Source organism: Streptomyces sp. NBC_01268, from assembly GCF_036240795.1.
Taxonomy (GTDB): domain Bacteria; phylum Actinomycetota; class Actinomycetes; order Streptomycetales; family Streptomycetaceae; genus Streptomyces.
In genome coordinates, this window is sequence record NZ_CP108454.1 from 2,438,874 (window position 1) to 2,463,895 (window position 25,022).

Consider the following 25,022-nt stretch of genomic DNA (forward strand, 5'->3'; position numbering starts at 1 on the left):
TCGCATGACGACCGGGGTACGCCGCAGGATGGGCGTCGAGGAGCGCAAGCAGCAACTGATCGGGGTGGCCCTCGAGCTGTTCAGCCACCGCTCCCCCGACGACGTCTCGATCGACGAGATCGCCGCGGCCGCGGGCATCTCGCGGCCGCTGGTCTACCACTACTTCCCCGGCAAGCAGTCGCTGTACGAGGCCGCGCTGCGGCGGGCCGCCGACGACCTGGCCGGGCGGTTCGTGGAACCGTCCCGGGGTCCGCTGGGCGCGCGGCTGCTGCGGGTGATGGGGCGCTTCTTCGACTTCGTCGACGACCACGGCCCCGGTTTCGCCGCGCTCATGCGGGGCGGTCCCGCGGTCGGTTCCTCGACCGCCCACGCGATGATCGACGAGGTGCGGCAGGCCGCGTACGAGCAGATCCTGGCCCATCTGGAGGTGACCGGCCCCTCCGCCCGGCTCGAACTGGTCGTCCGCTCCTGGGTGTCGCTCGCCGAGTCGACGGCGCTGCTGTGGCTGGACGGGCGCCGGGTGCCGCGCGCGGAGCTGGAGCGCCAGCTCGTGCACGACTTCGCGGCGCTGGCGGCGGTGAGCGCCGTGTACGACGAGGGGATGGCGGAGATCCTGGTCCGGATCCTCGCCGACGAGCCGGCGGACGGGCCGTTCGGTGAACTGGTGGGGCGCCTGATCGCCCTGGCGCCGCCGCGGGAGCCGGAGCAGCGCTCCTCGTAGCGGGCGGGAGGCCCACCGTCGCCGTGACGGTGGGCCTCCGCGCGGTCAGCCGGTGGTGAAGACGGCCACCGTGCGGGCCGGGACGGTGAAGGTGCCCGAGTCCCGCTCGTACGTCGCGGCCTTCACCCCCGCGTCGGCCCCGTCCGCCTGGACCGGGTGCAGGCGGTAGCCCCGCCCGGCCAGGTCGCCGACGGTCTGCCGCTGCCCCTGCGGGGTCGCGTTGAAGACGACGACCAGGTCGCCCAGGCGCATCGTGATCACGCCCGGGGTCTCGTCGCGGCCCGAGAGCGGGAAGGACAGGGTGTCCTGGACGCGCGCGGCCGAGTCGAGGGAGAAGGCGGGCTCGGTGGTGCGGATGCGGAGCAGGTCGCGGTAGGCGGCGGAGGCTCCGGTGATCTCGGCGCAGCCGGGGGTCAGGGTCGCCCGGGTCAGCAGCGGCTTCCCGTACGCCCACTTGGACGTGTTGTCGGCGGCCGGCGGGAGGCCCCGGCCGAAGCCGTTGCCGTCGCGGCAGTCCCAGTGGATCGCGTTGAACCAGTCGCCGCTGTCGAAGGAGTTGCGGTCGAGGGACTTGGAGCGCAGCAGGTCGCTGCCCGCCTGGGAGAGCGACGGGCCCTGGGAGAGCGCGGTCGTCGCCATGGCGAGGACCTGCATGCGGGCCCGGTCGGCCGCGGAGGTGCCGGCCGGCAGCTTGAAGGCGAGGGCGTCGTACAGGCTCTCGTTGTCGTGGGCGTCGGCGTAGGCGAGGGCGTCGCCGGGGACGGCGGCGTAACCGGCCGGGGCGCCGTTGTAGTCGACCTCGGAGCCCTTGACCGTACGCCCGGCGGTGTCGGTGAAGGAGTAGCCGGCCAGGTTGCCGGTCAGGCCCACCTTGATCAGGTCCTGGTAGTGGAGGAGGCGGGCCTTCTGCTCGGACGGGGTGCCGTTGGCGGGGGACGTGTTGGGGTCCGTGTAGAGGCCGCTGGCGAAGCCCTGGACGCCCGGGTCCTCGTCGAAGGGGCCGCCGCCGCGGACGGCGTCGCGGGCCCGGTCGGAGAAGGTCGCGACGCCGGTGCCGGCCATGTTCTTCTGGGTGGCCTGGACGAAGCGCGCGTCGTCGGCGATCTCGCCGAAGTTCCAGCCCTCGCCGTAGAGGACGATCGCCTTGCCGTCCACGCCGTCCTCGGCGACGGTCAGCGCGTCCAGGGCCTTGCGGACGGCGAGGATGTTGGCCTTGGGGTGGTGGCCCATGAGGTCGAAGCGGAAGCCGTCGACCTTGTAGTCCTTGGCCCAGGTGACGACGGAGTCGACGACCAGCTTGCCCATCATCGCGTTCTCGGGCGCGGTGTTGGCGCAGCAGGTGGAGGTGGCGACGCTGCCGTCGGCCTGGAGGCGCTGGTAGTAGCCGGGCACGATCCGGTCGAGGACGGACTTGTCGGACTGCCCGGCGGCGACGGTGTGGTTGTAGACGACGTCCATGACGGTGCGCAGGCCCTCGCCGTTGAGCGCCTGGACCATCCGCCGGAACTCGACGGTGCGCCGGGTGCCCTCGGGGTCGGTGGCGTACGAGCCTTCCGGCACGGTGTAGTGCAGCGGGTCGTAGCCCCAGTTGTAGGCGTCCTTGGCCGCGGTGGCGGCGACGCAGGCCTGCTGCTCCTCGGAGTCGGGGGCGTAGACCTTCAGGTCGCAGGCGGGCGCGGTCTGTCCGGACTTCTCCTCGGGGATGGTGCCGATGTCGAAGGCCGGGAGGAGGTGGACGTAGTTGGTGCCGGCGGCGGCGAGGTCCTTGAGGTGCCGGGCGCCCTTGCTGCCGGTGTCACCGAAGGCGAGGTAGGTGCCGCGGTGCGCGGCGGGGACGGTGGTGTCGGCGACGGAGTAGTCGCGGATGTGGAGTTCCTGGATGCGGGCGTCGCGCAGCGGCACGGCGGCCGGCTTCCGCAGTGTCCGCCAGCCCTGGGGGGCGAGGGCCGGGGCGGTGAGGTCGACGACGAGGCTGCGGGCGGAGTCGGTGGTGAGGGCCGTCGAGTAGGGGTCGGTGACCCGGTTGACGACGAGCCGCTGGACGCTGGGGGCCCAGACCTTCACGGCGTACCGGTAGGGCTTGCCGGTCCAGGACGTGGGGCCGGTGACGGACCAGACGCCGCTCGCCGCGTCGCGGCGCATGGGGACGCTCTTCCCGTCGAGTTCGAGGGCGACGGACTGGGCGGTGGGGGCCCACACGGACAGGGTGGGGCGGCCGGACCGGAAGACCGGTCCGAGGGCGGCCCGGGTGGCGGCCGGCGCGTACAGGTCGTCGAGGACGCCGGCGGTCTGGACGCCGGTGGCGGCGAGCAGGGCGCCGTTGGCGGCGCGCTGGGTGGCGATGAGCTGGCCGCGCAGGGAGGCGCGGACGCGGTCGGCGTCGCGCGGGTCGACGGTGAAGGCCGGGTGGTCCTTCAGGTGCGGGAAGCGGGCCTTCTGGGCGTCGGTGAGCGCGGCCGGGTTCAGCCGGAGCCACCGGCCCTCGGAGCTGAGGGCGCCGTCGGTGACGGTGATGCCGCCTTCGGGCGCGTACACGAGCTGCTGGCTGGTGGCGTCGGTCGCCTTGACCTTCCAGACGACGGTGGTGCGGTCGATCCACTGGGCCTCGGCCTTAGCGAGGTCCAGCTCGGGGGTTCCGCCGGTCTGCGGCAGGAGGTACGTGGGCTGTCCGGCGAGCAGCCAGACCTCGTTGCCGCGGGTGGCGAGGTCGAGGGACTGGTCGGTGGGCAGGTCCTTCTGGTCGCCCTTGTGGAGGATGTACGAGAGGGAGCCCGCGCCCGCGGTGAGCGGGACCTCGTAGACCGCGCCGTACGCGTCGAAGCGCGCCGGCATCAGCGGCTTGGACCAGTCGGTGGGCTGGGCGGCTCCGGTCCAGGTGTGCAGGCCCCAGCCGTCGTAGGCGCCGTCGGCGCGCTGGTAGTGGAGGACGGCCTTGGTCCTGTCCTGGGGCGGGGTGGCGGGGGCGGTGTCGGACTGGGTGTCGGAGCCCTGCGTGATCCAGACCTCGCCGGTGCGGGCGAGGCTGATGGCACGCTGCGGCCCGTCGGCCGTACCGGCCTTCTCGACGGTGTACGGGAGGGTGGCGGCGCCCTCGGGGACGCGGACCCAGGCGAAGGCGCCGTGGGCGTCGCGGCCGGTGAAGGCGGCCTCCTGGCCCGCGGCCTTCAGCGTCCAGCCGTCGTAGGCGCCGTCCGGGCGCTGGTAGTGCACGACGGCCCAGGTGCGCTCGACGGCGACGGGCTTCTCGGGTGCCGGGGCCTGCCCGGCCGTGGAGGCGGCGAGGGCGCTCGCGGTGCGGCCCGCGGAGTCGACGACGACGGCCTTGTAGCGGAGGGCGGTGCCGGCGGGGGCGGTCACGTGCTGGGTGACCTTGTAGGGGGCGTGGTCGGCGGTGCCGAGGGTCTGCCAGCGCCCGTCGCCGACCTGGGCGGCGAAGACGACCCGGTCGAGGCCGCCGCCGGTGACGTCGGCGGTGAGCTCGACGGTGCCGGTGGCGCCGGTGGCGGGGGCCTTGAGCGTGACGGCCGGGGCGGTGGCGGGGGCGGGCAGCGGCCGGTCCGCCTTCAGGACGAGGGAGGACAGGGCGGGGACGGTGACGGTGACCTTGCCGTCCTTCGCGGTGACGGCGCCCTGGCCCCCGTACAGGAGGTGGAAGGCCGTGGAGCCGGCGGGCACGGTCACGGTGCTGGCCGTGGTGGCGCTGTTGGTGGCGACGAGGTACTCGGTCCGCGCCTTCGGGTCGGTGCGGGAGAAGGCGTAGACGGAGCCCTCGGCGTACCGCTCCTGCTGGACGCCGTCGCGCAGGGCGGGGTGCGTCCTGGTGAGGCGCGAGAGCGCGGCGATGGACCGGTAGAGCGGGTGCCCGGTGTCGTACGCGTCGGAGGCGTGGGTGCGGTCGGTGCCGAGCTGGTCGTCGTCGAGGTAGTCGGCGGTCTTCGAGGCGAAGAGGGTCTGGCGGGCGTCCTTGTCGCCGCCGGCTCCGGTGAAGCCCTGCTCGTCGCCGTAGTAGATCACCGGGTTGCCGCGGCCGAGGAACATCAGCTCGTTGGCGAGGCGGGCGCGCTGGAGGAGTTCGGCGTCGGAGGCGTCGGGGTGGTCCTGCTTGAGGAAGGTCCCGATGCGGCCCATGTCGTGGTTGCCGAGGAAGGTGACCTGCTCGTAGGCGTTGGCCTTGTCGGTGGTGTAGCGGTAGTCCTCGGCGTAGACCTTGGCGAGCCGGTCGGCGCCGGCGCCCTGGGAGGCGTAGGCGCGGGCGGCGTCCTGGAAGGGGAAGTCGAGGGTGGCGTCGAGCCGGCCGCGGGTGACGTAGGGCGCGGTGACGGCGGTGTCGGCGGAGTAGACCTCGCCGAACATGAAGAAGTCCTCGCGGCCGCGCTTCTTGGCGTAGGCGTCGAGGGCGGTGGCCCACTGGGTCCAGAAGTCGAGGTCGACGTGCTTGACGGTGTCGATGCGGAAGCCGTCGATGTCGAAGTCGCGGACCCAGGTCTCGTAGATCCTCTTCATGCCCTCGACGACCTCGGGGCGTTCGGTCCACAGGTCGTCGAGGCCGACGAAGTCGCCGTACTCGGCGGACTCGCCGGCCCAGGTCGAGTCGCCGCGGTTGTGGTACATCGCCGGGTCGTTGAGCCAGGCAGGGACCTTGGCCGCCCGGTCGGCGGCCGGCACGACCGGGGTGTACGGGAAGGAGTCCGCGTCGGCCTTCCCCACGGCGGTGCGGTCGTCGAAGGGGCGCCCGTCCCGGTCGAGGTAGGGGTAGGCGCCCTTGGGGCGGTAGCCGTACTTCTTCTCGGCGTAGTCGACGGTGTCGGCGGTGTGGTTGGTGATGACGTCGAAGAAGACCTTCATGCCCTTGGCGTGGGCGGCGGCGATGAGCCGCTTCAGGTCCTCGTTGGTGCCGAAGTGCGGGTCGACCTGGGTGAAGTCGGTGATCCAGTACCCGTGGTAGCCGGCGCTGGCGTCCTTGCCGGTGCCCTGCACGGGCCGGTTCTTGAAGATGGGCGCCATCCAGATGGCGGTGGTGCCCAGGCCCTTGATGTAGTCGAGCCGCTGGGTGAGGCCCTTGAGGTCGCCGCCCTGGTAGAAGCCCTTGTCGGTGGGGTCGAAGCCGGTCCGCTCGCGGCTGCCGGTGAGACCGCCGCGGTCGTTGGAGGGATCGCCGTCGGCGAACCGGTCCGGGAGCACGAAGTAGAACTGCTCGCGGGTCAGGTCGTGGCGGGCCGGGGTGGCGGCCAGCGCCCGGTCGGAGGGCGGGGCGGGCGGCCGCGGCGCGGCGGCCGCGGGCAGGACGGGCACGAGGGCCGCGCACAGGGCGGCGGCCAGGACGACCGCCGTTCTCTTGCGTGTCACGAGGGTGCTCCCAGGGGTACGGGAATCGGGGCCGCCCCGGTCGGGGCGGCCCTGGGACGCGGGAGACGCGTCAGTTGCGGAAGGTGTCGTTCAGGACGGTCTGGCCGGAGGCGGAGACGGTCGCGGTGCGGTTGGCGCCGGACTCCCAGGTGACGTTCCCGGCGGCGTCCTTGCGGACGTACTTGTACTCGAAGGCGGTGCCCGCGGGCAGGGTGACGGCCAGCTTCCAGACGGGGTACGCGGCCGGGTCCAGCTTGAGGGCGGCGGCGGGGGCCCAGTTGCCGAGCTCGGGGCGGTTGCCGGTGACGTAGATGTCCTGGCCGAGGGTGGTGGTGGCGTTGACGTTGAAGGCCGCGCCGGCCGTGGCGGGCTGCGTCGTTCCGCAGGTGGTGGCGCCGGTGTGGAGGGCGAGTGCGGTGTTCGCGCCTAGGGTGGCGGTGAACTGGCCGGAGGAGTTGACGCTCACCGCCGTGTTCGACTGCACGTCGCAGTAGGAGCCGGCGGGCAGGGAGGTCTGGAAGGTGCGGGTGAGGGCCGAGCTCTCGTGGTTGATCGCCACGTAGGCCTTGGTGCCGCGGCCGAACGCGATCGCGTTGTTGCCGTTGTCCCACCAGTCGGTGACGGCCTGTCCGCGGGCGGTGTTGCGGAAGGCGACCATGGAGGCTATCTCGCGCCAGGCGTGCTGGCACTTCCAGCCGTTGCTGTAACAGGCGGTGACCTGGTGCCCGTTGGGGGCGCCGGCGTCCTTGTCGGTCCACTCGTAGCCGGAGTGGACGTCCGGGGAGCCGTAGGGCCAGGCCAGCATGAAGACGGAGGCGAGGGTGTAGTCGGCGCCGTTCTTGTAGTTGAGGGTGTCGCCGCCGCGCTCGGTGTCGTGGTTGTCGACGAAGACGGCGGACTGGCCGGAGGGCATGTAGCCCCAGGCCTCGCCGAAGTTCTTCAGGTAGGAGAGCTTCTCGCCCTGGAGGACCCGCTTGAGGTCGCGGGCGTAGCGGAACTCCTGGACGTCGCCGTTGCCGAGGTACTCGCTGGGCGAGACGGCCTCGCCGGCGCCGTAGATGGCCTCCTGCTTCCAGTAGACGGAAGGATTCGTCAGCCGGGACTTGATGTTGGCGAGGTCGGCGGCCGGCATGTGCTTGGCGGCGTCGACGCGGAAGCCGTCGACGCCGAGCGAGAGCAGGTCGTTGAGGTATCCGGCGATCTTGCCGCGGACCCAGTCCTCGCCGGTGTCCAGGTCGGGCAGGCCGACGAGTTCGCAGTTCTGGACGTTGGCGCGGTCCTGGTAGTTCGAGATGGTGGCGCGGCAGTCGTCCATGTCGGCGCCGGAGTAGAGGCCCGGGTAGTCGTACTTGGAGAACGCCGTGCCGCCGGTCCCGGTGCCGGAGGAGTTCGCCATGTGGTTGACGACGGAGTCGGCGACGACCTTCACCCCGGCGGCGTGGCAGGTGTCGACCATGCTCTTGAAGGCGGCGCGGTCGCCGAGCGGGCCGGCGATCTTGTAGCTGACCGGCTGGTAGGCGGTCCACCAGGCGGAGCCCTGGATGCGTTCCTGGGGCGGGGAGACCTGCACGTACCCGTAGCCCGCGGGGCCCAGCTGGTCGGTGCAGGCCTTGGCCACCGAGGCGAAGTTCCACTCGAACATCACCGCGGTGACGTCCTTGGTCCCGGGGGCCGCGGCCTGCGCCACCGGGGTTCCCGTCACGGCCACAGCGGCTCCCGCCACGAGGGCGAGTGCGGCAGCCACGGTCTTTCTTGCCATGTTTCCTCCTGTACGACGTCCCTGTCGCAAGAGCGGGTTCGCAAGAAGTTGCCGAAAATGACAGCAACTGTTTTCAGCCGCGACCGTAGGGGCGTACAGACGTGCGGTCAACCCTTCCGGCACCGCAATGCAAGGGATTGCGCAAGGAGTTACACGGCCGGCTGGGGCGACTGCGCGGTGGAGCCGCGCACGACCAGCTCGGGCTGGAACACGAACTCCGTGCGCTGGACCGGGTTTCCCTCGATCTCCTCCAGGAGCGCGCCGACCGCCGCCGTCGCCATCGCCTGCACCGGCTGGCGCACGGTGGTCAGCGGCGGGTCGGTGAACGCGATCAGCGGGGAGTCGTCGAAGCCCACCACGGACACGTCCCGGGGCACGTCGAGGCCCCGGGCACGGGCCGCCCTGACCACCCCGAGGGCCATCAGGTCCGAGCCGCACACGATGCCCGTGCACCCCTCGGCCAGCAGCAGGTCGGCGGCGGCGTGCCCGCCCTCCACGCCGAACAGCGTGGGCCGTACGAAGCGTTCGGCCTCGGCCCGCTCGATGCCCAGCTGCTCGCGCAGCTCGGCCGCGAAGCCCTCCGCCTTGCGCCGCGAGGGCACGTAGCGGGTCGGCCCGATGGCGAGCCCGATCCGCTCGTGGCCGAGTTCGACCAGGTGCCGTACGGCCATCCTGGCCGCGGCCCGGTCGTCGGGGGAGACGAAGTTGGCGTCGATGTGCTCGTTGAAGCCGTTGATGAGGACGAAGGGCACGCCCCGGGCGGCCAGCCGCGTGTAGCGGGCCGGATCGGCGGTGGCGTCCGCGTGCAGCCCGGACAGGAAGACGATGCCCGCCACCCCGCGCTCCACCAGCTGCTCGACCAGCTCGTCCTCGGTGGCCCCGCCCGGCATCTGGGTGCAGAGCACCGGCGTGTATCCGTGCCCGGCGAGGACCTGCTCCACGACCTGCGCGAAGGCCGGGAAGATGGGGTTGGTCAGCTCGGGCACGACCAGGCCGATCAGGCCCGCGCTGCGCCGTTTGAGCCGCACGGGCCGTTCGTAGCCCAGCACGTCCAGCGCGGCCAGCACCTTGTGCCGGGTCGCGCCGGCCACCCCCGCCTTGCCGTTGAGGACCCGGCTGACGGTGGCCTCGCTCACCCCGGACTGGGCCGCGATGTCCGAGAGCCGCGGGGCGCCGTGACCGGCGCCCCGCGGCAGGGGGATCGTCACACCGCCCACCAGACGGTGGTGTCGGCGGGCAGCTCCACCGTGCCCTCGCCGTGCGAGACGGGCGCGCTGGAGAGGAGGAACCGGCCGGGCAGCGGGACGGAGATGGCCCGGCCGGTGGTGTTGGCGGTGCAGACGAACCCGTCGCGGCGGAAGGCCAGGACGCCCTCGGGCGCCGTCAGCCACTCGATGCCGTTGTGGGGTTCGCCCGCGCCGAGTCCGGGCTGGGCGCGGCGCATGGCCAGCGCCTCGCGGTACAGCTCCAGGGTGGAGGCGGGGTCGCCGGTCTGCGCCTGGACGCTGAGCCCGCCCCAGGTGGCGGGCTGCGGCAGCCAGGAGCCGCCGGCCCCGAAGCCGTACGAGGAGCCCTCGACGGTCCACGGGATCGGCACCCGGCAGCCGTCGCGGAAGCCGTCCTGGCCGGTGGCCCGGAAGAACGACGGGTCCTGGCGGACCTCGTCGGGCAGGTCGGTGACGTCCGGCAGGCCGAGCTCCTCGCCCTGGTAGACGTAGGCGGAGCCGGGCAGCGCCAGCATCAGCAGCGTCGCCGCGCGGGCCCGGCGCAGGCCGAGCGCACGGTCGCCGGGGGTGCGCAGCTGGGTGCCGAGGCCCGGCGGGTTGGCGAAGCGCGTGGCGTGCCGGGTGACGTCGTGGTTGGACAGCACCCAGGTGGTGGGGGCGCCGACGGGCTCCATCGCGAAGAGCGAGGCGTCGATGACCTGGCGGAGCTCGGCCGCGTCCCAGGAGGTGCCCAGGTACTGGAAGTTGAAGGCCTGGTGCATCTCGTCGGGGCGCACGTAGTTCGCGGTGCGCTCGACGGTCGGCGTCCAGGCCTCGGCGACGAGGACGCGCTCGCCGTCGTACTCGGAGAGCACGGCGCGCCAGGAGCGGTAGATCTCGTGGACGCCGTCCTGGTCGAAGAAGGGCATGACGTCGTTGCCGAGCAGCTTCAGCTGGTCGTGGCTGCCGATGTCGGGCAGGCCGGCGGCCTTGACCAGGCCGTGGGCGACGTCCACGCGGAAGCCGTCGACGCCCATGTCGAGCCAGAAGCGCAGGATCGAGCGGAACTCGTCGCGGACGGCCGGGTGGTCCCAGTCGAAGTCGGGCTGCTCGGGCGCGAAGAGGTGCAGGTACCAGTCGCCGGGGGTGCCGTCGGGGTTCTCCGTGCGGGTCCAGGCGGGGCCGCCGAAGATGGACTCCCAGTCGTTGGGCGGGAGTTCGCCGCTCTCGCCCTTGCCGGGGCGGAAGTGGTAGCGCTCGCGCAGCGGGGAGCCGGGGCCCTCGCGCAGGGCGCGCTGGAACCACTCGTGCTGGTCGGAGGAGTGGTTGGGGACGAGGTCGACGATGATCCTCAGGCCCAGGTCGTGGGCCTCGCGGATGAGGGCGTCGGCGTCGAGGAGGGTGCCGAACATGGGGTCGATGGCCCGGTAGTCGGCGACGTCGTACCCGGCGTCGGCCTGCGGGGAGGCGTAGAAGGGCGAGAGCCAGACGGCGTCGACGCCGAGCTCCTTCAGGTACGGCAGCCGGCTGCGAACGCCTTCCAGGTCGCCCATGCCGTCGCCGTTGCCGTCGGCGAAGCTGCGCGGATAGACCTGGTAGATCACCGCGTCTCTCCACCAGCCCGAGTGCGTGCCGGTGGTCGGAGCGGCGGCGGCGGGAGTGGCGAGGTGCTGGGTCATGTCTTCCTTGAGTCGTAAGGAGATTACGGACACGGGTTCGGGCACGGGTGCGGGCCCCGGCGCGGTGTGCGGCGCCGGCGTGCGGCTCAGCCCTTGACGGCGCCGGCGGACATGCCGGTCACCAGGTGGCGCTGGGCGAACAGGAACACCAGGGCCGCCGGGACGGCGATGAGCACGGAGGCCGCGGACATCGGGCCCCACTGGGCGCCGTACTGGTTGACGAACTTCTGCAGTCCGCCGGCGAGGGTCAGGTTCTCGTCGCCGACCATGAACGCGGAGGCGTAGGCGACCTCGCTCCAGGCGGTGATGAAGGAGTAGAAGGCGGTGACCGCGATGCCCGGCTTGGCGAGCGGCAGGATCAGCCGCCAGAAGGTGCCGAAGGGGGTGAGGCCGTCGACGTACCCCGACTCGTCGATCTCGCGCGGGATGGTGTCGAAGAAGCCCTTCATCATCCAGGCGCAGAACGGCACGGCGATCGTCAGGTAGGTGATGACCAGGCCGGCCGGGCTGTTGAGCAGGCCCATCGAGGCCATGATGTTGTAGATCGGCACGATGAGGACGGCGACCGGGAACATCTGGGTGATGAGCAGCGTCCACATCAGCCCGCGCTTCCCGGGGAAGCGGAAGCGGCTGACGGCGTAGCCGGTGGTGGACGAGACGAAGACGCCGAGCACCGTGGTGAGGGCGGCGACGAGCAGCGAGTTGCCGAACCAGGTGAGGAACGGGGTGTCGCTCAGCAGGTTCGTGTAGTTCTCGAACGTCGTGTCTTTGAAGAAGTCGGTGCTGGTCGCGAACTTCGCCGGCTTGAGCGAGGTCAGCAGGACCCACAGCACCGGGAAGACCGCGATCACGGAGGCCACGATCAGGGTGAGGTGCAGCCCGGCCGAGCTGAGCGGCGAACGGCGGCCGCGGCGGGGGGCGTTGACGGCGCGGACGGTGGGGCTGGTCGTGGTCACCAGACTTCTCCCTGCTTGCGGAGGACTCGCCGGTAGACCGCGGCGAAGACCATCAGGAGGATCAGGATCAGCACGCCCCACGTGGAGGACTGGGCGTAGTCGCGCGGGCTGATCTCGAAGGAGAACTTGTAGGCCTGGGTCACCAGGATCTGGGTGGCCTCGCCGGGACCGCCCCGGGTGAGCAGGAAGATCACCGGGAACATGTTGAAGGTCCAGATGGTGGAGAGCAGGATCACCGTCGTGGACACCGAGCGCAGCCCGGGCAGGGTGATGTGCCGGAAGCGCTGGAGGGGGCCCGCGCCGTCCATCTCGGCGGCCTCGTAGAGCTCGCCGGGGATGGACTGCAGACCGCCGAGCAGGGCGACCATCATGAAGGGGACGCCGAGCCAGACGTTGACGGCGATGACCGAGAACTTCGCCCAGCTGGGGTCGTTCAGCCACGGGACGGCGTCGATGCCGCCGCCGGCGAGGACCTTGTTGAGCAGACCGTTGTCCTCGTTGTAGAGGAAGCGCCAGGCGAAGACGGAGACGAAGCCGGGCACGGCCCAGGGCAGGATCAGCAGCATCCGGTAGACGGAGCGGCCGGCGATCCGGCGGTTGAGCAGGTTGGCGAGACCGAGGCCGAGGGCGAAGGTCACGGAGACACAGGAGACCGTCCACACCAGGGTCCAGCCCAGGGTGGAGAGGAACTGGCTCCCGGTGAGCGCGTCGACGTAGTTGTCCACGCCCACGAACTCGTAGGTCGCGGGTATGTGGTTGACGCCGATGGAGCGCTCGACGTTGCGCTCGTTGGCGTCCGTGAGCGACAGCCAGATGCCGCGGACCAGCGGATAGCCGATGATCACGCCGATCACGATCACCACCGGGGCGACCATCGCCCAGGCGTACCAGTGAGTGGAGAGCGAACGCTTCACCGCTCGCTGCCGGTTGCCAGTTCCGCGGCTCCGGCCGCGGGCGACGTTCTCGCCCGCGGCCTTCGCCACCGACTGGCTGCTGGTGTCCACAGCCATCAGCCGGTCTGCCTTCCTTCCCGCTTCCTTGTTACTTCCAGTCCTTCAGCAGCTTGCGGTAGGACTCGCCCGCCGTCTTGGCTCCCTGCTCCGGGGTGGTCTGGTGGGTGAGGACCTTGGTGTACTCGGTGACCAGCGGGGCGAAGAGGCTGCCGCCCTCGGGGATCCAGGGGCGCTCGACGGCCTTGTCGACGACCGGCTTGAAGAACGTGATCATCTCGTTCATCGCCACGTCGGACTTGCCGTAGACCGAGCTGCGGGTCGGGAGCAGGCTCAGCTCCTTGGCGACCTGGGTCTGCACCTCGGGCGAGCTCATGTAGTCGACGAAGGCGTAGGAGGCGTCCAGGTTCTTGGAGCCCGCGTAGACGGCGAGGTTGTGGCCGCCCTGCGGAGCGCCCTGGCCGCCGGAGCCGGCCGGGACCGGGGCGATGCCCAGGTTGGCCTTGTCGGCGAACTCCTTGCCGGCGTAGGTGTCGGTGACGGCCCACGGGCCGTTGATCATCATGGCGACCTTGCCGTCCTTGAAGGCCGTCTGCATGTTGTTCCAGCCGTCGGTGGCGTCGGTCTTGGCGGCGCCCGAGTCGACGAGGTCCTTGACGGTCTTGAAGGCCTTGACGCCGGCCGCGTTGTCGATCGTGACGGTCTTGGTGTCGGCGTTGACCATGTCGCCGCCCTCGCCGTACAGGAAGGACAGGAACCAGTAGGCGTCGTCGCCGCGCAGGTAGAGGCCGGTCTTGCCGGTCTTCTGCTTGATCTTGGCGGAGACGGACTTCAGCTCGTCGATGGTCTTGGGGACCTCGACGCCGGCGTCCTTGAAGATCTTCTTGTTGTAGAAGATGCCCATGGAGTCGATGACCTGCGGCACCGCGTAGGTCTTGCCGTTGTACTTGGTGGACGCGGCGGCCTGCTTGAGGAAGTCGTCCTTGTCCTTCAGGGCGGCGGTGCCGTCCAGCGGGGCGAGGTAGCCGAGGTTCGCGAAGTCCGGGGTCCAGGCGACCTCGGAGCGGATCACGTCGGGGGCGCCGGAGCCGGACTGCGCGGCGTTCTTGAACTTGTTCTGGGCGTCGCCGAAGGGCACGTTCACGTACTTGACCGTGACCTTGGGGTGCTTCTTCGTGAAGTCCTCGGCGATCTTCTTGAAGACCTTGTCCTCGGAACCGACGGTGGAGGTGTCCCACCAGGTGACGGTGCCGGACAGCTCACCCGAGCCCTTCGAGCCGCCGCCGGTGGATCCGTCGCCGCTTCCGCACGCCGCCAGGGACACACCCAGGGCCGCGACCAGCGCGGTGGCCGCTATGCCACGCCGCATGTGAACTCCTTCAACTGATCCCGGATTGGACGAGGGTCTCGAACAACTTCCTCATGCGACCGCTCCCTCGCGGCGCCCCGGGTTGCCAGGAACGTAACAGGGATGAAAACGCGCCGAAAGAGCTTGCGGGAACTTTCTGCAAGACCCGGCGATCGTTACATTTGCGTGTCCTGAAGGTTGCCGACGGGCCGCTTGACAGCCCCGACACCCCTTCGCCTCTTGCAAGAACTTGCGAAACCCGACCGGCGGGCGGCCGGTATCCGACGGGCGGCCGGGGCCCGGCCGGGTCCGCGGCGACCGGAATCCGCGCTCGGTGGGCAATCCGACGGGCGACCGGTACAGTCCACTCCCATGACCGCGCGGCTCGCCGACATCGCAGCCCAGGCGGGGGTCAGTGAAGCCACAGTCAGCCGCGTGCTCAACGGCAAGCCCGGTGTGGCCGCGGCCACCCGTGAATCCGTCCTTGCCGCACTCGACGTGCTCGGCTACGAGCGTCCCGTGCGCCTGCGCCAGCGCAGCGCGGGACTGGTCGGCCTCATAACCCCCGAACTGGACAACCCGATCTTCCCCGCGCTCGCGCAGGTCATCGGGCAGGCCCTCACCCGCCAGGGGTACACCCCGGTGCTCGCCACCCAGACCCCCGGCGGGTCCACGGAGGACGAGCTCACCGACATGCTGGTGGAGCGCGGGGTGTCCGGCATCATCTTCGTCTCGGGGCTGCACGCCGACACCACGGCCGACACCACCCGCTACGACCAGCTGCGCGGCAAGGGCGTCCCGTACGTCCTCATCAACGGCTTCTCCCCCAGGGTCCAGGCCCCCTTCGTCTCTCCCGACGACCGGGCCGCGATGGTCCTGGCGGTGACGCACCTGGCGGCGCTCGGGCACACCCGGATCGGTCTCGCCGTCGGGCCCAAGCGGTTCGTGCCGGTGCTGCGCAAGATCGAGGGTTTCCGCAAGGGCATGCAGGAGCGCTTCGGCCTCACCCCCGAGGAGTCCGAGGAGCTCATCCAGCACTCGCTCTACACGCTGGAGGGGGGCCAGGCGGCGGCCGCCGCGCTCGTCTCCAAGGGGTGCACCGCGATCGTCTGCGCCAGCGACATGATGGCGCTCGGCGCGATCCGGGCCGCGCGGCAGCAGGGGCTCGAGGTGCCCCGGGACGTGTCGGTGGTCGGCTTCGACGACTCCCCGCTCATAGCGTTCACCGATCCGCCGCTGACCACCATCCGCCAGCCCGTGCAGGCGATGGGGCAGGCGGCGGTCCGGGCACTCCTGGAGGAGGTCGGCGGTACGCCGGCCCCGCACAGCGAGTTCGTCTTCATGCCCGAACTGGTCGTTCGCGGTTCCACTGCCTCGGCTCCCCTAAGGGACTGAGGTCAGCCCTGAGGCGGAGCGGGTGCGCTCCGAACCCGACCGAGGGATGATCGGTCGGAGGAAAGGGATCTGGCAGACTCTCCTCCCATGGGTGAAACGACCGTGAAGAGTTTGGAAAACCGGACGACCCCGTCGTCACCCATCGTGACCGACGGAAGATTCGCGCGCCTGCGCGCCCGGACGCCTCGGCGCCCCACGATCTGGTTCGAGATCGCGCTCATCGCGATCAGCTACTGGACCTACTCCCTCATCCGCAACGCGGTGCCGGAGCAGAAGGCCCAGGCGCTGAAGAACGCCGACTGGATCTGGCAGGCCGAGCACTCCCTCGGGCTCGCGTTCGAGCACACCGTCAACCAGGCCGTGAACTCGGTGACCTGGCTGATCGTGTCGATGAACTACTACTACGCCACCCTGCACTTCGTCGTGACCATCGGTGTGCTCGTGTGGCTGTACCGATGGCAGCCGGGCCGTTACGCGGCGTTCCGCACGGTCCTGTTCGCCACCACCGGTGTGGCCCTGGTCGGTTACTACCTGTACCCGCTCGCTCCGCCGCGGCTGATGAACGGCCAGAACTTCGTCGACACCGTGCTCGTGCACCACACCTGGGGCTCGATGGCCTCGGGCAACCTCAAGCACATGTCGAACCAGTACGCGGCGATGCCGTCGATGCACATCGGCTGGTCCCTGTGGTGCGGCGTGACCATCTTCCTGCTGGCCAAGGCGCCCTGGGCGCGGATCCTCGGTCTGCTCTACCCGACGGCGACCCTGGTCGTCATCGTGGCCACCGCCAACCACTTCTGGATGGACGCGGTCGGCGGCATGGTCTGCCTGGCCTTCGGCTTCGGCGTCTCGTACCTCTGGTACGGCTCCCGCCCGCACAGGCTGCCCAAGCTGGTGGAGCCGGCCGCTCCGGTCGCCCTGAGCGGCCCGGCCCCGACGAAGGCGGCCGGGGCCGCCGAGGCCGCCGGGGCCGCCGGGGCCGCCGAGGCGGAGCAGCAGCGCGTCAGCTCCGGCTCCGGTAAGTGATCCTTCCGCCGGCCACCGTGAGCCGGACCGGGGCCTGAGCGGTCTCGTCCGCCGGGGCCGTCGTGGGGTCGAGGGTGAAGGCCGTGAGGTCCGCCCGGTGGCCCGGTGCGATCCGGCCGGCGACCGCCTCCTCCCCCGCCGCGAGCGCCGCGTGCGTCGTCATGCCCTCCAGCGCCATGAGTCCGGTGAGCCCGGGCCGGGCCGCGGCCGCGCCGCGCGGGGCCTGTGCGGTGGCGAGGACCTGGCGGGCGTCGTAGGGGGCGATGGGCCAGTCCGAGCCGAGCGCGAGGCGGGCCCCGGCGTCCCTGAGGTCGCGGCAGCGCCAGGCCCGGCCGGCCCGCTCGTCGCCGAGCCGCCTGGACCACTCGTCGGTGCGGTCGGCGCGGGTGTACGCGGTGTGCGGAGGCTGCATCGAGGCCACGACGCCGAGCGCCGGGAAGCGGGCGAGCTGGTCGTCGGGGACGGTCTCGATGTGCTCGATCCGGTGGCGGGGGCCGGTGCCGGCGCCGAGGCCCTCCACGGTGTCCAGCACGTGCCGTACGGCCGCGTCGCCGATGGCGTGGGTGGCGGTGCCGACACCGGCGCGGTGCAGCCGCCGTACGGCGGCGGAGTACGCGGCCGGGTCGGGCCAGAAGGCGTCGGTGCCCTGGCCGTGGCAGTCGGCGTGCTCCAGCCAGGCGGTGCCGCCCTCGACGGTGCCGTCCATGAAGAACTTGACGCCGCCGATCCGCCACAGCCGCCCGGCGCGGTCCTGCAGCCGGATCAGTTCGTCCAGCTCCTCGGGGGTGGCGCCGGGCATGCACCAGGGGGCGAGGCGCAGGCGCAGCGGCAGGCCGCCGTCGGCCTCGACGGCGGCGAGCAGGCCGGGGACGTCGTGGCCGCCGAGGTCCATGACGTGGGCGCCGGTGAGTCCGGTGGCGGCCATGGCGGTGAGCAGCTCGACGAGCCGGTCGCGGCGTTCGGCGAAGCCCTGGGCGGGGAGGACCGGGGTCATCAGGTCCATGGCGGCGTGCTCGTTGAGGTGCCCGGTGGGGCGGCCCTCAGCGTCGCAGACGATCTCGGAGCGCTGGGTGAAGGCGCGCGGTCCGTCGATGCCGGCGGCCCGCAGGGCGGCGCCGCTGGCGAGGGCGGAGTGCCCGTCGTAGAGGCGCAGGAAGGCGGGGGCGCCGTCGAGGGCCTCCTCGACGAGGTCGCGGTGGATGGGGCGCCCGCCGAAGACGTTGTGGTCGAGGCCGAAGCCGATCACCCAGCCGGAGCGGCGTGCGGCGGCCTTGAGCGCGGCCCGCAGCCCGTCGAGGTCGGTGACGGCCGAGAGGTCGGTGCCGGCGGACATCTCCAGGCCCCAGACCGGGTGGCTGTGGGCGTCGGTGAGTCCGGGGGTGAGGGTGGCGCCGCCGAGGTCGACGACCTCGGTGCGGGGGCCTCGCCAGGCGCGGGCGTCGGTGTCGTCGCCGAGGGCGGTGATCAGTCCGTCGCGGACGGCGACAGCGGTGTGGCGGGAGGGGGCGGGGGTACGGAGGCGGGCGTCGACGAGGACGAGGTCGGGTGCGGCGTGCTCTGCGGACACGAGGGGTCTCCGGGTTCCAGGGGCTCGGTGGGCGGTTCTTCGGCGAAGTGGGCGTAGACCTCGGGGCGGGTGCGGCGGAGCCGGTGCGCGAGCAGGAGGCCGAGGACGAAGACGGCGGGGACGACGGCGACGAGGACGGTGTCGACGGTGTCCGAGGCGCCGGTGAAGAGCTGGACCTTGGAGGCGACCAGCCAGATCGCGACGGCCAGCAGGAGGGCGGCGGTGCCGGGGGCGACGAGGGTGCGCAGGGCGCCCTCGCGGTGCGGGACGCGGCGGAAGTAGCGGACCACGGCGAGGGCGGCGAGCAGCATCAGCGCCATGAGCCCGAGCATGCCGGGGGTGTTCACCCAGAGCAGCAGCTGGGCGTACGGGTCGGCGCCCGCGGCGGCGAAGCCGAGGACGACGGCGGCGCCGAGCACGGTCTGGACGGCACCGGCGACGTACGGGGAGCGGTGGCGGGGGTGGATCCGGCCGAGCGCGGCGGGCAGGACGCCCTCCTCGGCGAGGGCGAGGCCGTAGCGGTTGATCGCGTTGTGGAAGGCGAGCAGCGAGGCGATGATGCTGGTCACGATGAAGACGTGCATCAGGTCGGCGGCCCAGGGGCCGACGTACGTGGTGATCGCGGCGAAGAAGAGGCCGCCGGGGTCGTCGGTGGCGGCTGCGACGACCCGGTCGTCGCCGAAGGCCTGGATGACGGTCCAGACGACGAACGCGTAGAACAGGCCGAGGAAGGCGACCGCGATGTAGGTGGCGCGGGGGATGGTGCGGTCGGGGTCGCGGGCCTCGCGGCGGTAGATCACCGTGGACTCGAAGCCGGTGAAGGCCGAGAAGGCGAAGGCGAGGACGGCCGCGGTGCCGGGGACGAGCACGTTGCCGGGGGCGAAGGAGGCGAGCGAGAGTCCGCCGGCGCCGCCCCGGAGCAGGACGCCGCCGGCCAGCAGCAGGAGTATGCCGGTCTCGGCGACGAGCAGGACGCCGAGGACCTTGGCGCCGAAGTCGATGGAGCGGTAGCCGCCGTACCAGACGAGCAGCAGGCCGGCGAGGGCGATCGGCAGCCAGGGCAGGTCGACGCCCCCCAGGGCGTGGGCGGTGTCGGCGGTGGCGGAGCCGAGGAGTCCGTAGACGCCGATCTCCATGCCGTTGTAGCCGACCATGGCGACGAGGGCGGCGGCGATGCCGACGGGCTTGCCGAGGCCCTGGGCGATGTACGCGTAGAAGGCGCCGCCGCTGCGGACGTGGCGGCTCATGGTGGTGAAGCCGACGGCGAAGACGGCCAGGGTGACGCCGGCCAGGAGGTAGCCGACGGGGGTGCCGATGCCGCCGAGGACGAGGGCTATGGGGGCGACTCCGGCCATCACGGTGAGCGGGGCGGCGGCGGAGACGACGAAGAAGGAGATGTCGGCGGTGGTGAGGCTGCCGGTCCTCAGCTCGGGTCGTGGTGGCTCGTCGGCGGTGCGGGAGGACATGGGTGGGGAGGCCCTTCTGCGGCAGGAGCAGGAAACCTAAAGCCTTTCGGTTGGCGCAATGTAGCCTCGGGTCCAACGATCCGGGAAGACCTGAACAGGGGGAAAACCTTCATGGGCCGGCCGCGCACACCCCTCCTCGACCGGGAGCGCATCACCACCACGGCGCTCGAACTCGTCGACGAGCAGGGCGACTTCAGCGTGCCGCAGATCGCCCGGAGACTGGGCGTGCAGACGGCCTCGGTGTACCACCATGTGGACGGCCGGGACGGCATCGTCGAGTTGCTGCGGGAGCGGGTCTGCGACGCGATCGACGGCGGCGCGCTCGACCGGGAGCCCTGGGACACGGCCATGGCCGCCTGGGCCCGCTCCTACCGCGCCGCCTTCGCCGCCCACCCGCGCGCGATCCCGCTCCTCACCACCTCGCCGGTGCGCGCGCCCAGGGTGCTCCTCCAGTACGAGAAGGCCGTCGTCCGGCTCCTGGGCGCGGGCTTCCCGCTCGCGGACGTGATGCCGGTGATCATCGCCCTGGAGAACCTGGTGCTCGGCTCGGCCCTCGACATGGCCGCACCCGAGGCCATGTGGGAGCTCACCGACGAGACGGCCACGCCCCAACTGGCCCGCGCGCTGGCCGAGGTCGCCGAGGGACGCACGGACGCGGCCTTCGAGCTGGCGCTCGCGGGCTACCTGGAACACTGCCGGAGACGGCTCGACGCCGCCACCCCCTGACCAAGGAGAACAGCACCGTGGCCATCCTCATCCTGTCCGTCCTCGTCGTCCTCGCCGCCCTGGGCTGCGGCTGTGTCGTCTGGGCGGCCCGGGGCGGCCCGCGCTGGGCGCGCGGCGTGGCCGCCACGACCCTGGCGGCGGGCGAACTGGCGCGCGGCGTCAGCCGGTCGAGCCGGAAGTGGAACGGCGGCGAGGGCGTGGACGGCGACGGGAGCGGCGGGGCGTAGGAGCCTGCCGGGTCCGACGGGGCCGGGTCCAGGTGGGGCCGGTCCGGGCGGGGGGGCTCGGCGGCGCCGGTCGCGACGGCCCGGCAGGGGTACGGCCACCCCACTATGCACCCCATGTATACACACTACGTATAGTCCCGCGCATGACCACCGTCTCACGCCCGTTCAAAGCTCTGGCCGTCTCCTCGCTCGGCGTCGCCGCCTCGCATCTGATCCTCTCCGACACCCTCTACCTGGGCTTCGCCGGACAGGCCTCGGCGACGCTGGGCGGCGGGCCGGCCTACTCCGCGGACCAGGCGTTCACCACGGCGCTCGTGAACACGGCGCTCGTGATGCCGCTGGTGCTCTGGATCGGTCTGCGGATCTCCGGCGAGCGGCGGCTGTGGCTGACCGTGACGACGGGGACCTTCGCCTGGATCTGCGCGGTGTGGAACGGCGTCGACCACCTCGACGACGCCCCCGGCGCGCTGCTGCCGCTGCGCTCGATGCTCCTCGTGGCGGCCGTGACCGCGGTCGCCTCGCTGATCCCGACGAGCGCCCTGCGCCGCGCTACGCGCCGTAGAAGCGCTCCTCCACCACCGCCCGCGCCCGGCGCGTGATCCGGCGGTAGTCGTCGACCATCTCGCCGACGTGGCCCGGGCCGTAGCCCAGATAGCGCCCGACCGCGGCCAGTTCGCGCGGCTCGGAGGGGAAGGTGTCGCCGGGGCGGCCGCGGACCAGCATCACCGCGTTGCGCACCCGGGTCGCCAGGACCCAGGCCTCGTCCAGGATCTGGGCCTCGTCCGTGGCGATCAGCTCCGCCGCGTGGGCCGCGGCCAGCGCCTCGCGGGTCCGGGTGGTGCGCAGACCGGGCTCGGCCCAGCCGTGCCGCATCTGGAGCAGCTGCACCGTCCACTCGACGTCGCTCAGGCCGCCACGGCCCAGCTTGGCGTGGAGGGTCGGGTCGGCGCCGCGCGGCAGCCGCTCGGTCTCCATCCGGGCCTTGAGCCGCCGGATCTCGCGCACCGCGTCCTCACGCAGCCCCTCCACGGGGTAGCGCAACGGGTCGGCGAGCTCGACGAACCGGGCGCCCAGCTCGGCGTCGCCGGCCATCGGCTCGGCGCGCAGCAGGGCCTGGCTCTCCCAGACCAGCGACCAGCGCCGGTAGTAGGCCTCGTAGGACTTGAGGGTGCGGACCATGGGGCCGCTCTTGCCCTCCGGCCGCAGATCGGCGTCGATGAGCAACGGCGGGTCGGCGGTGGGGAGTTGGAGCAGTCTGCGCATCTCGGCGACGACCCGGTTGGCGGCCCGGGAGGCCTCCTGCTCGTCGACGCCCTCGCGCGGCTCGTGCACGAACAGCACGTCCGCGTCGGAGCCGTAGCCGAGTTCGTGTCCGCCGAAGCGGCCCATGCCGATCACCGCGAACCGGGTGGGCAGTTCGTCGCCCCACTCGGCCCGCACGGCGGCCCGGAGCGCGCCGGCGAGGGTGGCCGCGTTGAGGTCGGTGACGGCCTTGCCGACCCGGTCCACGAGGGCGCCGGGGTCGGGTTCGCGGGGGCTGTCCTCCGTGCCGTACGAGCGGATGAGGTCGGCGGCGGCGGTGCGGAACAGTTCCCGGCGGCGCACACCGCGGGCCGCGGCCACCGCCTGCTCGGCGCCGTCCGCGCGGCCGACGGCGGCGAGCACCTCCTGCTCCAGGTGTTCCCTTCCGCGCGGCTTGAGGCCCTCCGGGTCGCCGAGGATCGCGACCGCCTCGGGGGCACGCAGCAGCAGGTCGGGGGCGAGCCGGCCGGCGGACAGGACCCGGGCCAGGTTCTCGGCGGCGGCGCCCTCGTCGCGCAGCAGCCGCAGGTACCAGGGGGTCTTGCCGAGCGCGTCGGAGACCTTGCGGAAGCCGAGCAGGCCGGCGTCCGGGTCGGCGGAGTCGGCGAACCAGCCGAGCAGCACCGGCAGCAGGGTGCGCTGGATGGCGGCCTTGCGGCTGACGCCGGAGGACAGCGCCTCCAGGTGGCGCAGGGCGGCGGACGGGTCGGCGTAGCCGAGCGCTTCGAGGCGCTGGCCGGCCGCCTTGGGGCTGAGCCGGATCTCGCCGGGGGCGAGCTGGGCGACGGCGTCGAGGAGCGGGCGGTAGAACAGCTTCTCGTGCAGGCGGCGCACCACGGCCGCGTGCCGCTTCCACTCCTTGTTGAGCTCGGCGACCGGGTCGGTGCGCAGACCCAGGGAGCGCCCGAGGCGGCGCAGGTCGGCCTCGCCCTCCGGGACGAGGTGGGTGCGGCGCAGCCGGTAGAGCTGGATGCGGTGTTCCATCGCGCGCAGGAAGCGGTACGCGTCGTCGAGCTGGGCGGCGTCGGCGCGGCCGACGTAGCCGCCGGCGGCGAGGGCGGCGAGCGCGTCGAGGGTGCTGCCGCTGTGCAGGGTGGCGTCGCTGCGGCCGTGCACGAGCTGGAGGAGCTGGACGGCGAACTCGACGTCCCGCAGACCGCCGGGGCCCAGCTTCAGCTCGCGTTCGACCTGGGCGGCGGGGATGTTGTCGACCACCCGGCGGCGCATCTTCTGCACGTCGGGGACGAAGTTCTCGCGCTCGGCGGCGTGCCAGACGAGCGGGGAGACGGCGTCGATGTAGGCCGCGCCGAGCTCGGGGTCGCCGGCCACCGGGCGCGCCTTCAACAGGGCCTGGAACTCCCAGGTCTTGGCCCAGCGCTGGTAGTAGGCGAGGTGGGAGGAGAGGGTGCGCACGAGCGGGCCGTTGCGCCCCTCGGGGCGGAGGTTGGCGTCGACCGGCCAGATGGTGCCCTCGACGGTGGTCTCGGAGCAGATCCGCATGAGGTGGGAGGCGAGCCGGGTCGCGGCCTGGATCGCCTTGCCCTCGTCCGCGCCCTCGGCCGGCTCGCCGACGAAGATGACGTCGACGTCGGAGACGTAGTTGAGTTCGCGGCCGCCGCACTTGCCCATGGCGATGACGGCGAGCCGGCACAGGGCGGCGTCCTCGGGCGCGTCGGCCGAGGCCAGGGCGAGGGCGGCGCGCAGGGTGGCGGTGGCGAGGTCGGCGAGCTCGGCGGCGGTCTGGGCGACCAGGGTGGTGCCGCACACGTCGCGGGCGGCGATGGCCAGCAGGCAGCGCCGGTAGGCGACCCGCAGCGAGACCGGGTCGGTGGCCTCGGCGAGGCCCCGCTCGAAGTCGGCGACGCCCGGGTGCAGGTCGGCGGCCTCGTACGTGACGAGGGCCTGCCAGTCGTGCGGATGGCGGGCCAGGTGGTCGGCGAGCGCCTCGGAGGCGCCGAGCACGCCGAGCAGCCGGTCGCGGAAGGGCTTGGCGGAGAGCAGCGTGGTGGTGAGCGCCGGGCGCTCGGCCTCGGGCTGCGCCTCGACGAGCCGGACCAGGCCGCGCAGCGCGAGGTCGGGGTCGGCGGTGCCGCCGAGGGCGTCGAGGAGCACCGGATCGCCGCGCAGGGCGGCCAGCTCGTCCAGGTCGAGCAGTCGTTCGGCGGCGGACGGATCGGTGAACCCGTGCCGCAGCAGCCTGCTGAACGTGCTGCTCCTGCGTCCCGGCACCGTCATGCCGCCGCTCCCTCCACCGGTCGTTCCAGCCCCCGGACGAGCCTATCCGGCGAACGGCCGACTTGGCGTTTCGAGGTGCGTGGCGGGCGTGCTTCGGACACGGTGGTACGGCCGGAACCGCACCGGACACCGCACCGACCGAGGAGCCCGAACGTGAACTGGACCCTGGAAGTCGTCCCCGTCCCCGTCACCGACCTGGACCGGGCCAAGGAGTTCTACGCCGACCAGTGCGGTTTCAAGGTCGATCTGGACCAGGAGGTGGCGCCGGGCATCCGGATCGTCCAGATCACCCCGCCGGGCTCGCGCTGTTCGCTCACGCTGATCCAGGGCATGCCGCCGTTCCCCGGCACCCGCGAGATGGCCCCCGGCACCCTGCACGGCCTCCAGCTCTGCGTGACCGACATCGAGGGGGCCCGGAACGAGCTCGTCGAGGCGGGCGTGGACGTGTCCCCGGTGATGCACGTGGGCGCGACGGGCTGGGAGGAGGGCAAGGGCCAGACCTGGAACTCGTTCCTGACCTTCGCGGACCCGGACGGCAACGGCTGGGTGGTCCAGGAGGCCCCGTCGGATCTGTCCGAGCGCTGAGCCCTACCGCTCCTGGAGGACGATCCGGTAGTTCCGCACGGTCTCGTCCTCGCCCTCGTACGCCATCCCCGCGCGCTCCATCACCCGCTGCGAGGCGACGTTGTCCAGGTTCGCGTCGCCCCGCACGGCCGTGGCACCGGCCTCGCGGGCACGGCCGATCAGGGCCCGCAGCGCCTCGGTCGCGAAGCCCTGCCCCCGGAACGCCGGCACGAGCCCGTACCCGACGGTGACGACCCCGTCCGGCCCGGGCGGCCGGTGGAACCCGATCCCCCCGATGACGACGTCGTCCTCGTCGCGCACGCGTATGGCGTACGGCCGGTAGGCACCGGGGTCGCCGCGCTCGGCGACCCCGGCGAGGAAGGCCCGCGCGCTGGCGACGTCCCCGACCCCCGGATACTCCGCGGCCCAGCGCTCCCCGGCCGCGGGCCGGGCGTCGACGATGCGCTGCGCGTCGCCGAAGGAGAGCGGGTGCAGGACCAGCCGGCCCGTTTCGATGATCTTCGTTTCCCTCACGCGCCGAAGTCTCGGC

At 72.3% G+C, this 25,022-nt stretch carries 18 protein-coding genes; 7 read left to right on the forward strand and 11 right to left on the reverse strand.

Going from position 1 to position 25,022, the window contains the following annotated elements; genetic code table 11:
• The first annotated feature begins 4 nt into the window (after positions 1-4).
• Positions 5-721 (forward strand): TetR/AcrR family transcriptional regulator, encoded by a 717-nt coding sequence (locus OG309_RS10680; protein WP_329420056.1) that lies wholly within the window; start codon positions 5-7, stop codon positions 719-721.
• 45 nt (positions 722-766) lie between these two features.
• Here the strand turns inward: OG309_RS10680 and pulA are convergent, their stop codons facing one another.
• The 7 genes from pulA to OG309_RS10715 form a co-directional block, all read right to left on the reverse strand.
• Positions 767-6,067, reverse strand: coding sequence for a pullulanase-type alpha-1,6-glucosidase (gene pulA, locus OG309_RS10685; RefSeq protein WP_329420057.1), 5,301 nt, complete (start codon positions 6,065-6,067; stop codon positions 767-769).
• 70 nt (positions 6,068-6,137) lie between these two features.
• The gene (locus tag OG309_RS10690; RefSeq protein ID WP_329420058.1) at positions 6,138-7,826 is read right to left on the reverse strand and encodes a carbohydrate-binding module family 20 domain-containing protein; all 1,689 of its coding nucleotides are present in this window, start codon (positions 7,824-7,826) and stop codon (positions 6,138-6,140) included.
• Positions 7,827-7,975: 149 nt separating this feature from the next.
• Positions 7,976-9,043 (reverse strand): LacI family DNA-binding transcriptional regulator, encoded by a 1,068-nt coding sequence (locus OG309_RS10695; RefSeq protein ID WP_329420060.1) that lies wholly within the window; start codon positions 9,041-9,043, stop codon positions 7,976-7,978.
• A complete protein-coding gene (locus tag OG309_RS10700) occupies positions 9,031-10,710 on the reverse strand; it encodes a glycoside hydrolase family 13 protein (protein ID WP_329420062.1) in 1,680 nt (559 codons plus the stop codon). Before OG309_RS10700 ends, OG309_RS10695 begins: the two co-directional genes overlap by 13 nt.
• An 86-nt stretch (positions 10,711-10,796) precedes the next feature.
• Complete coding sequence (locus OG309_RS10705; RefSeq protein WP_329428251.1) at positions 10,797-11,669, reverse strand: sugar ABC transporter permease; 873 nt, start codon at positions 11,667-11,669, stop codon at positions 10,797-10,799.
• On the reverse strand, positions 11,663-12,676 hold the full coding sequence (locus OG309_RS10710) for a carbohydrate ABC transporter permease (protein ID WP_329420064.1): 1,014 nt from the start codon (positions 12,674-12,676) through the stop codon (positions 11,663-11,665). The genes OG309_RS10705 and OG309_RS10710 overlap by 7 nt, the downstream gene beginning before the upstream one ends.
• Before the next feature lie 31 nt (positions 12,677-12,707).
• A complete protein-coding gene (locus OG309_RS10715; protein WP_329420065.1) occupies positions 12,708-13,985 on the reverse strand; it encodes an extracellular solute-binding protein in 1,278 nt (425 codons plus the stop codon).
• A gap of 351 nt (positions 13,986-14,336) precedes the next feature.
• Here OG309_RS10715 and OG309_RS10720 point away from each other — a divergent pair, with 351 nt between their 5' ends.
• The gene (locus OG309_RS10720; RefSeq protein ID WP_329420067.1) at positions 14,337-15,359 is read left to right on the forward strand and encodes a LacI family DNA-binding transcriptional regulator; all 1,023 of its coding nucleotides are present in this window, start codon (positions 14,337-14,339) and stop codon (positions 15,357-15,359) included.
• An 87-nt stretch (positions 15,360-15,446) separates the two neighbouring features.
• Entirely contained in the window at positions 15,447-16,385 is a 939-nt protein-coding gene (locus OG309_RS10725) for a phosphatase PAP2 family protein (protein ID WP_329420069.1), read from the forward strand.
• On the opposite strand, the gene OG309_RS10730 is transcribed toward OG309_RS10725, so the two are convergent.
• Both OG309_RS10730 and OG309_RS10735 read right to left on the reverse strand, forming a co-directional pair.
• Positions 16,363-17,952 carry an amidohydrolase gene (locus tag OG309_RS10730; protein ID WP_329420071.1) on the reverse strand — a complete coding sequence of 530 codons (1,590 nt, stop codon included), beginning with the start codon at positions 17,950-17,952 and terminating at the stop codon, positions 16,363-16,365. The genes OG309_RS10725 and OG309_RS10730 overlap by 23 nt on opposite strands.
• Positions 17,850-19,418, reverse strand: a complete 1,569-nt coding sequence (locus OG309_RS10735) for an APC family permease (protein ID WP_329420072.1) — start codon at positions 19,416-19,418, stop codon at positions 17,850-17,852. Before OG309_RS10735 ends, OG309_RS10730 begins: the two co-directional genes overlap by 103 nt.
• Before the next feature lie 111 nt (positions 19,419-19,529).
• Here OG309_RS10735 and OG309_RS10740 point away from each other — a divergent pair, with 111 nt between their 5' ends.
• The 3 genes from OG309_RS10740 (at position 19,530) to OG309_RS10750 (ending at position 20,970) form a co-directional block, all read left to right on the forward strand.
• Entirely contained in the window at positions 19,530-20,144 is a 615-nt protein-coding gene (locus OG309_RS10740) for a TetR/AcrR family transcriptional regulator (protein ID WP_329420073.1), read from the forward strand.
• Between the two features lie 17 nt (positions 20,145-20,161).
• A complete protein-coding gene (locus OG309_RS10745) occupies positions 20,162-20,371 on the forward strand; it encodes a hypothetical protein (RefSeq protein ID WP_329420074.1) in 210 nt (69 codons plus the stop codon).
• A 143-nt stretch (positions 20,372-20,514) separates the two neighbouring features.
• A complete protein-coding gene (locus OG309_RS10750) occupies positions 20,515-20,970 on the forward strand; it encodes a hypothetical protein (protein WP_329420075.1) in 456 nt (151 codons plus the stop codon).
• Here the strand turns inward: OG309_RS10750 and OG309_RS10755 are convergent.
• On the reverse strand, positions 20,921-23,908 hold the full coding sequence (locus OG309_RS10755; RefSeq protein WP_329420077.1) for a bifunctional [glutamine synthetase] adenylyltransferase/[glutamine synthetase]-adenylyl-L-tyrosine phosphorylase: 2,988 nt from the start codon (positions 23,906-23,908) through the stop codon (positions 20,921-20,923). The two genes, OG309_RS10750 and OG309_RS10755, sit on opposite strands and share 50 nt — an antisense overlap.
• A gap of 153 nt (positions 23,909-24,061) precedes the next feature.
• On the opposite strand from OG309_RS10755, the gene OG309_RS10760 reads away from it, so the two are divergent.
• Entirely contained in the window at positions 24,062-24,493 is a 432-nt protein-coding gene (locus tag OG309_RS10760; protein WP_329420078.1) for a VOC family protein, read from the forward strand.
• 3 nt (positions 24,494-24,496) lie between these two features.
• On the opposite strand, the gene OG309_RS10765 is transcribed toward OG309_RS10760, so the two are convergent.
• Positions 24,497-25,006 (reverse strand): GNAT family N-acetyltransferase, encoded by a 510-nt coding sequence (locus tag OG309_RS10765; RefSeq protein ID WP_329420079.1) that lies wholly within the window; start codon positions 25,004-25,006, stop codon positions 24,497-24,499.
• Positions 25,007-25,022 lie beyond the last annotated feature (16 nt).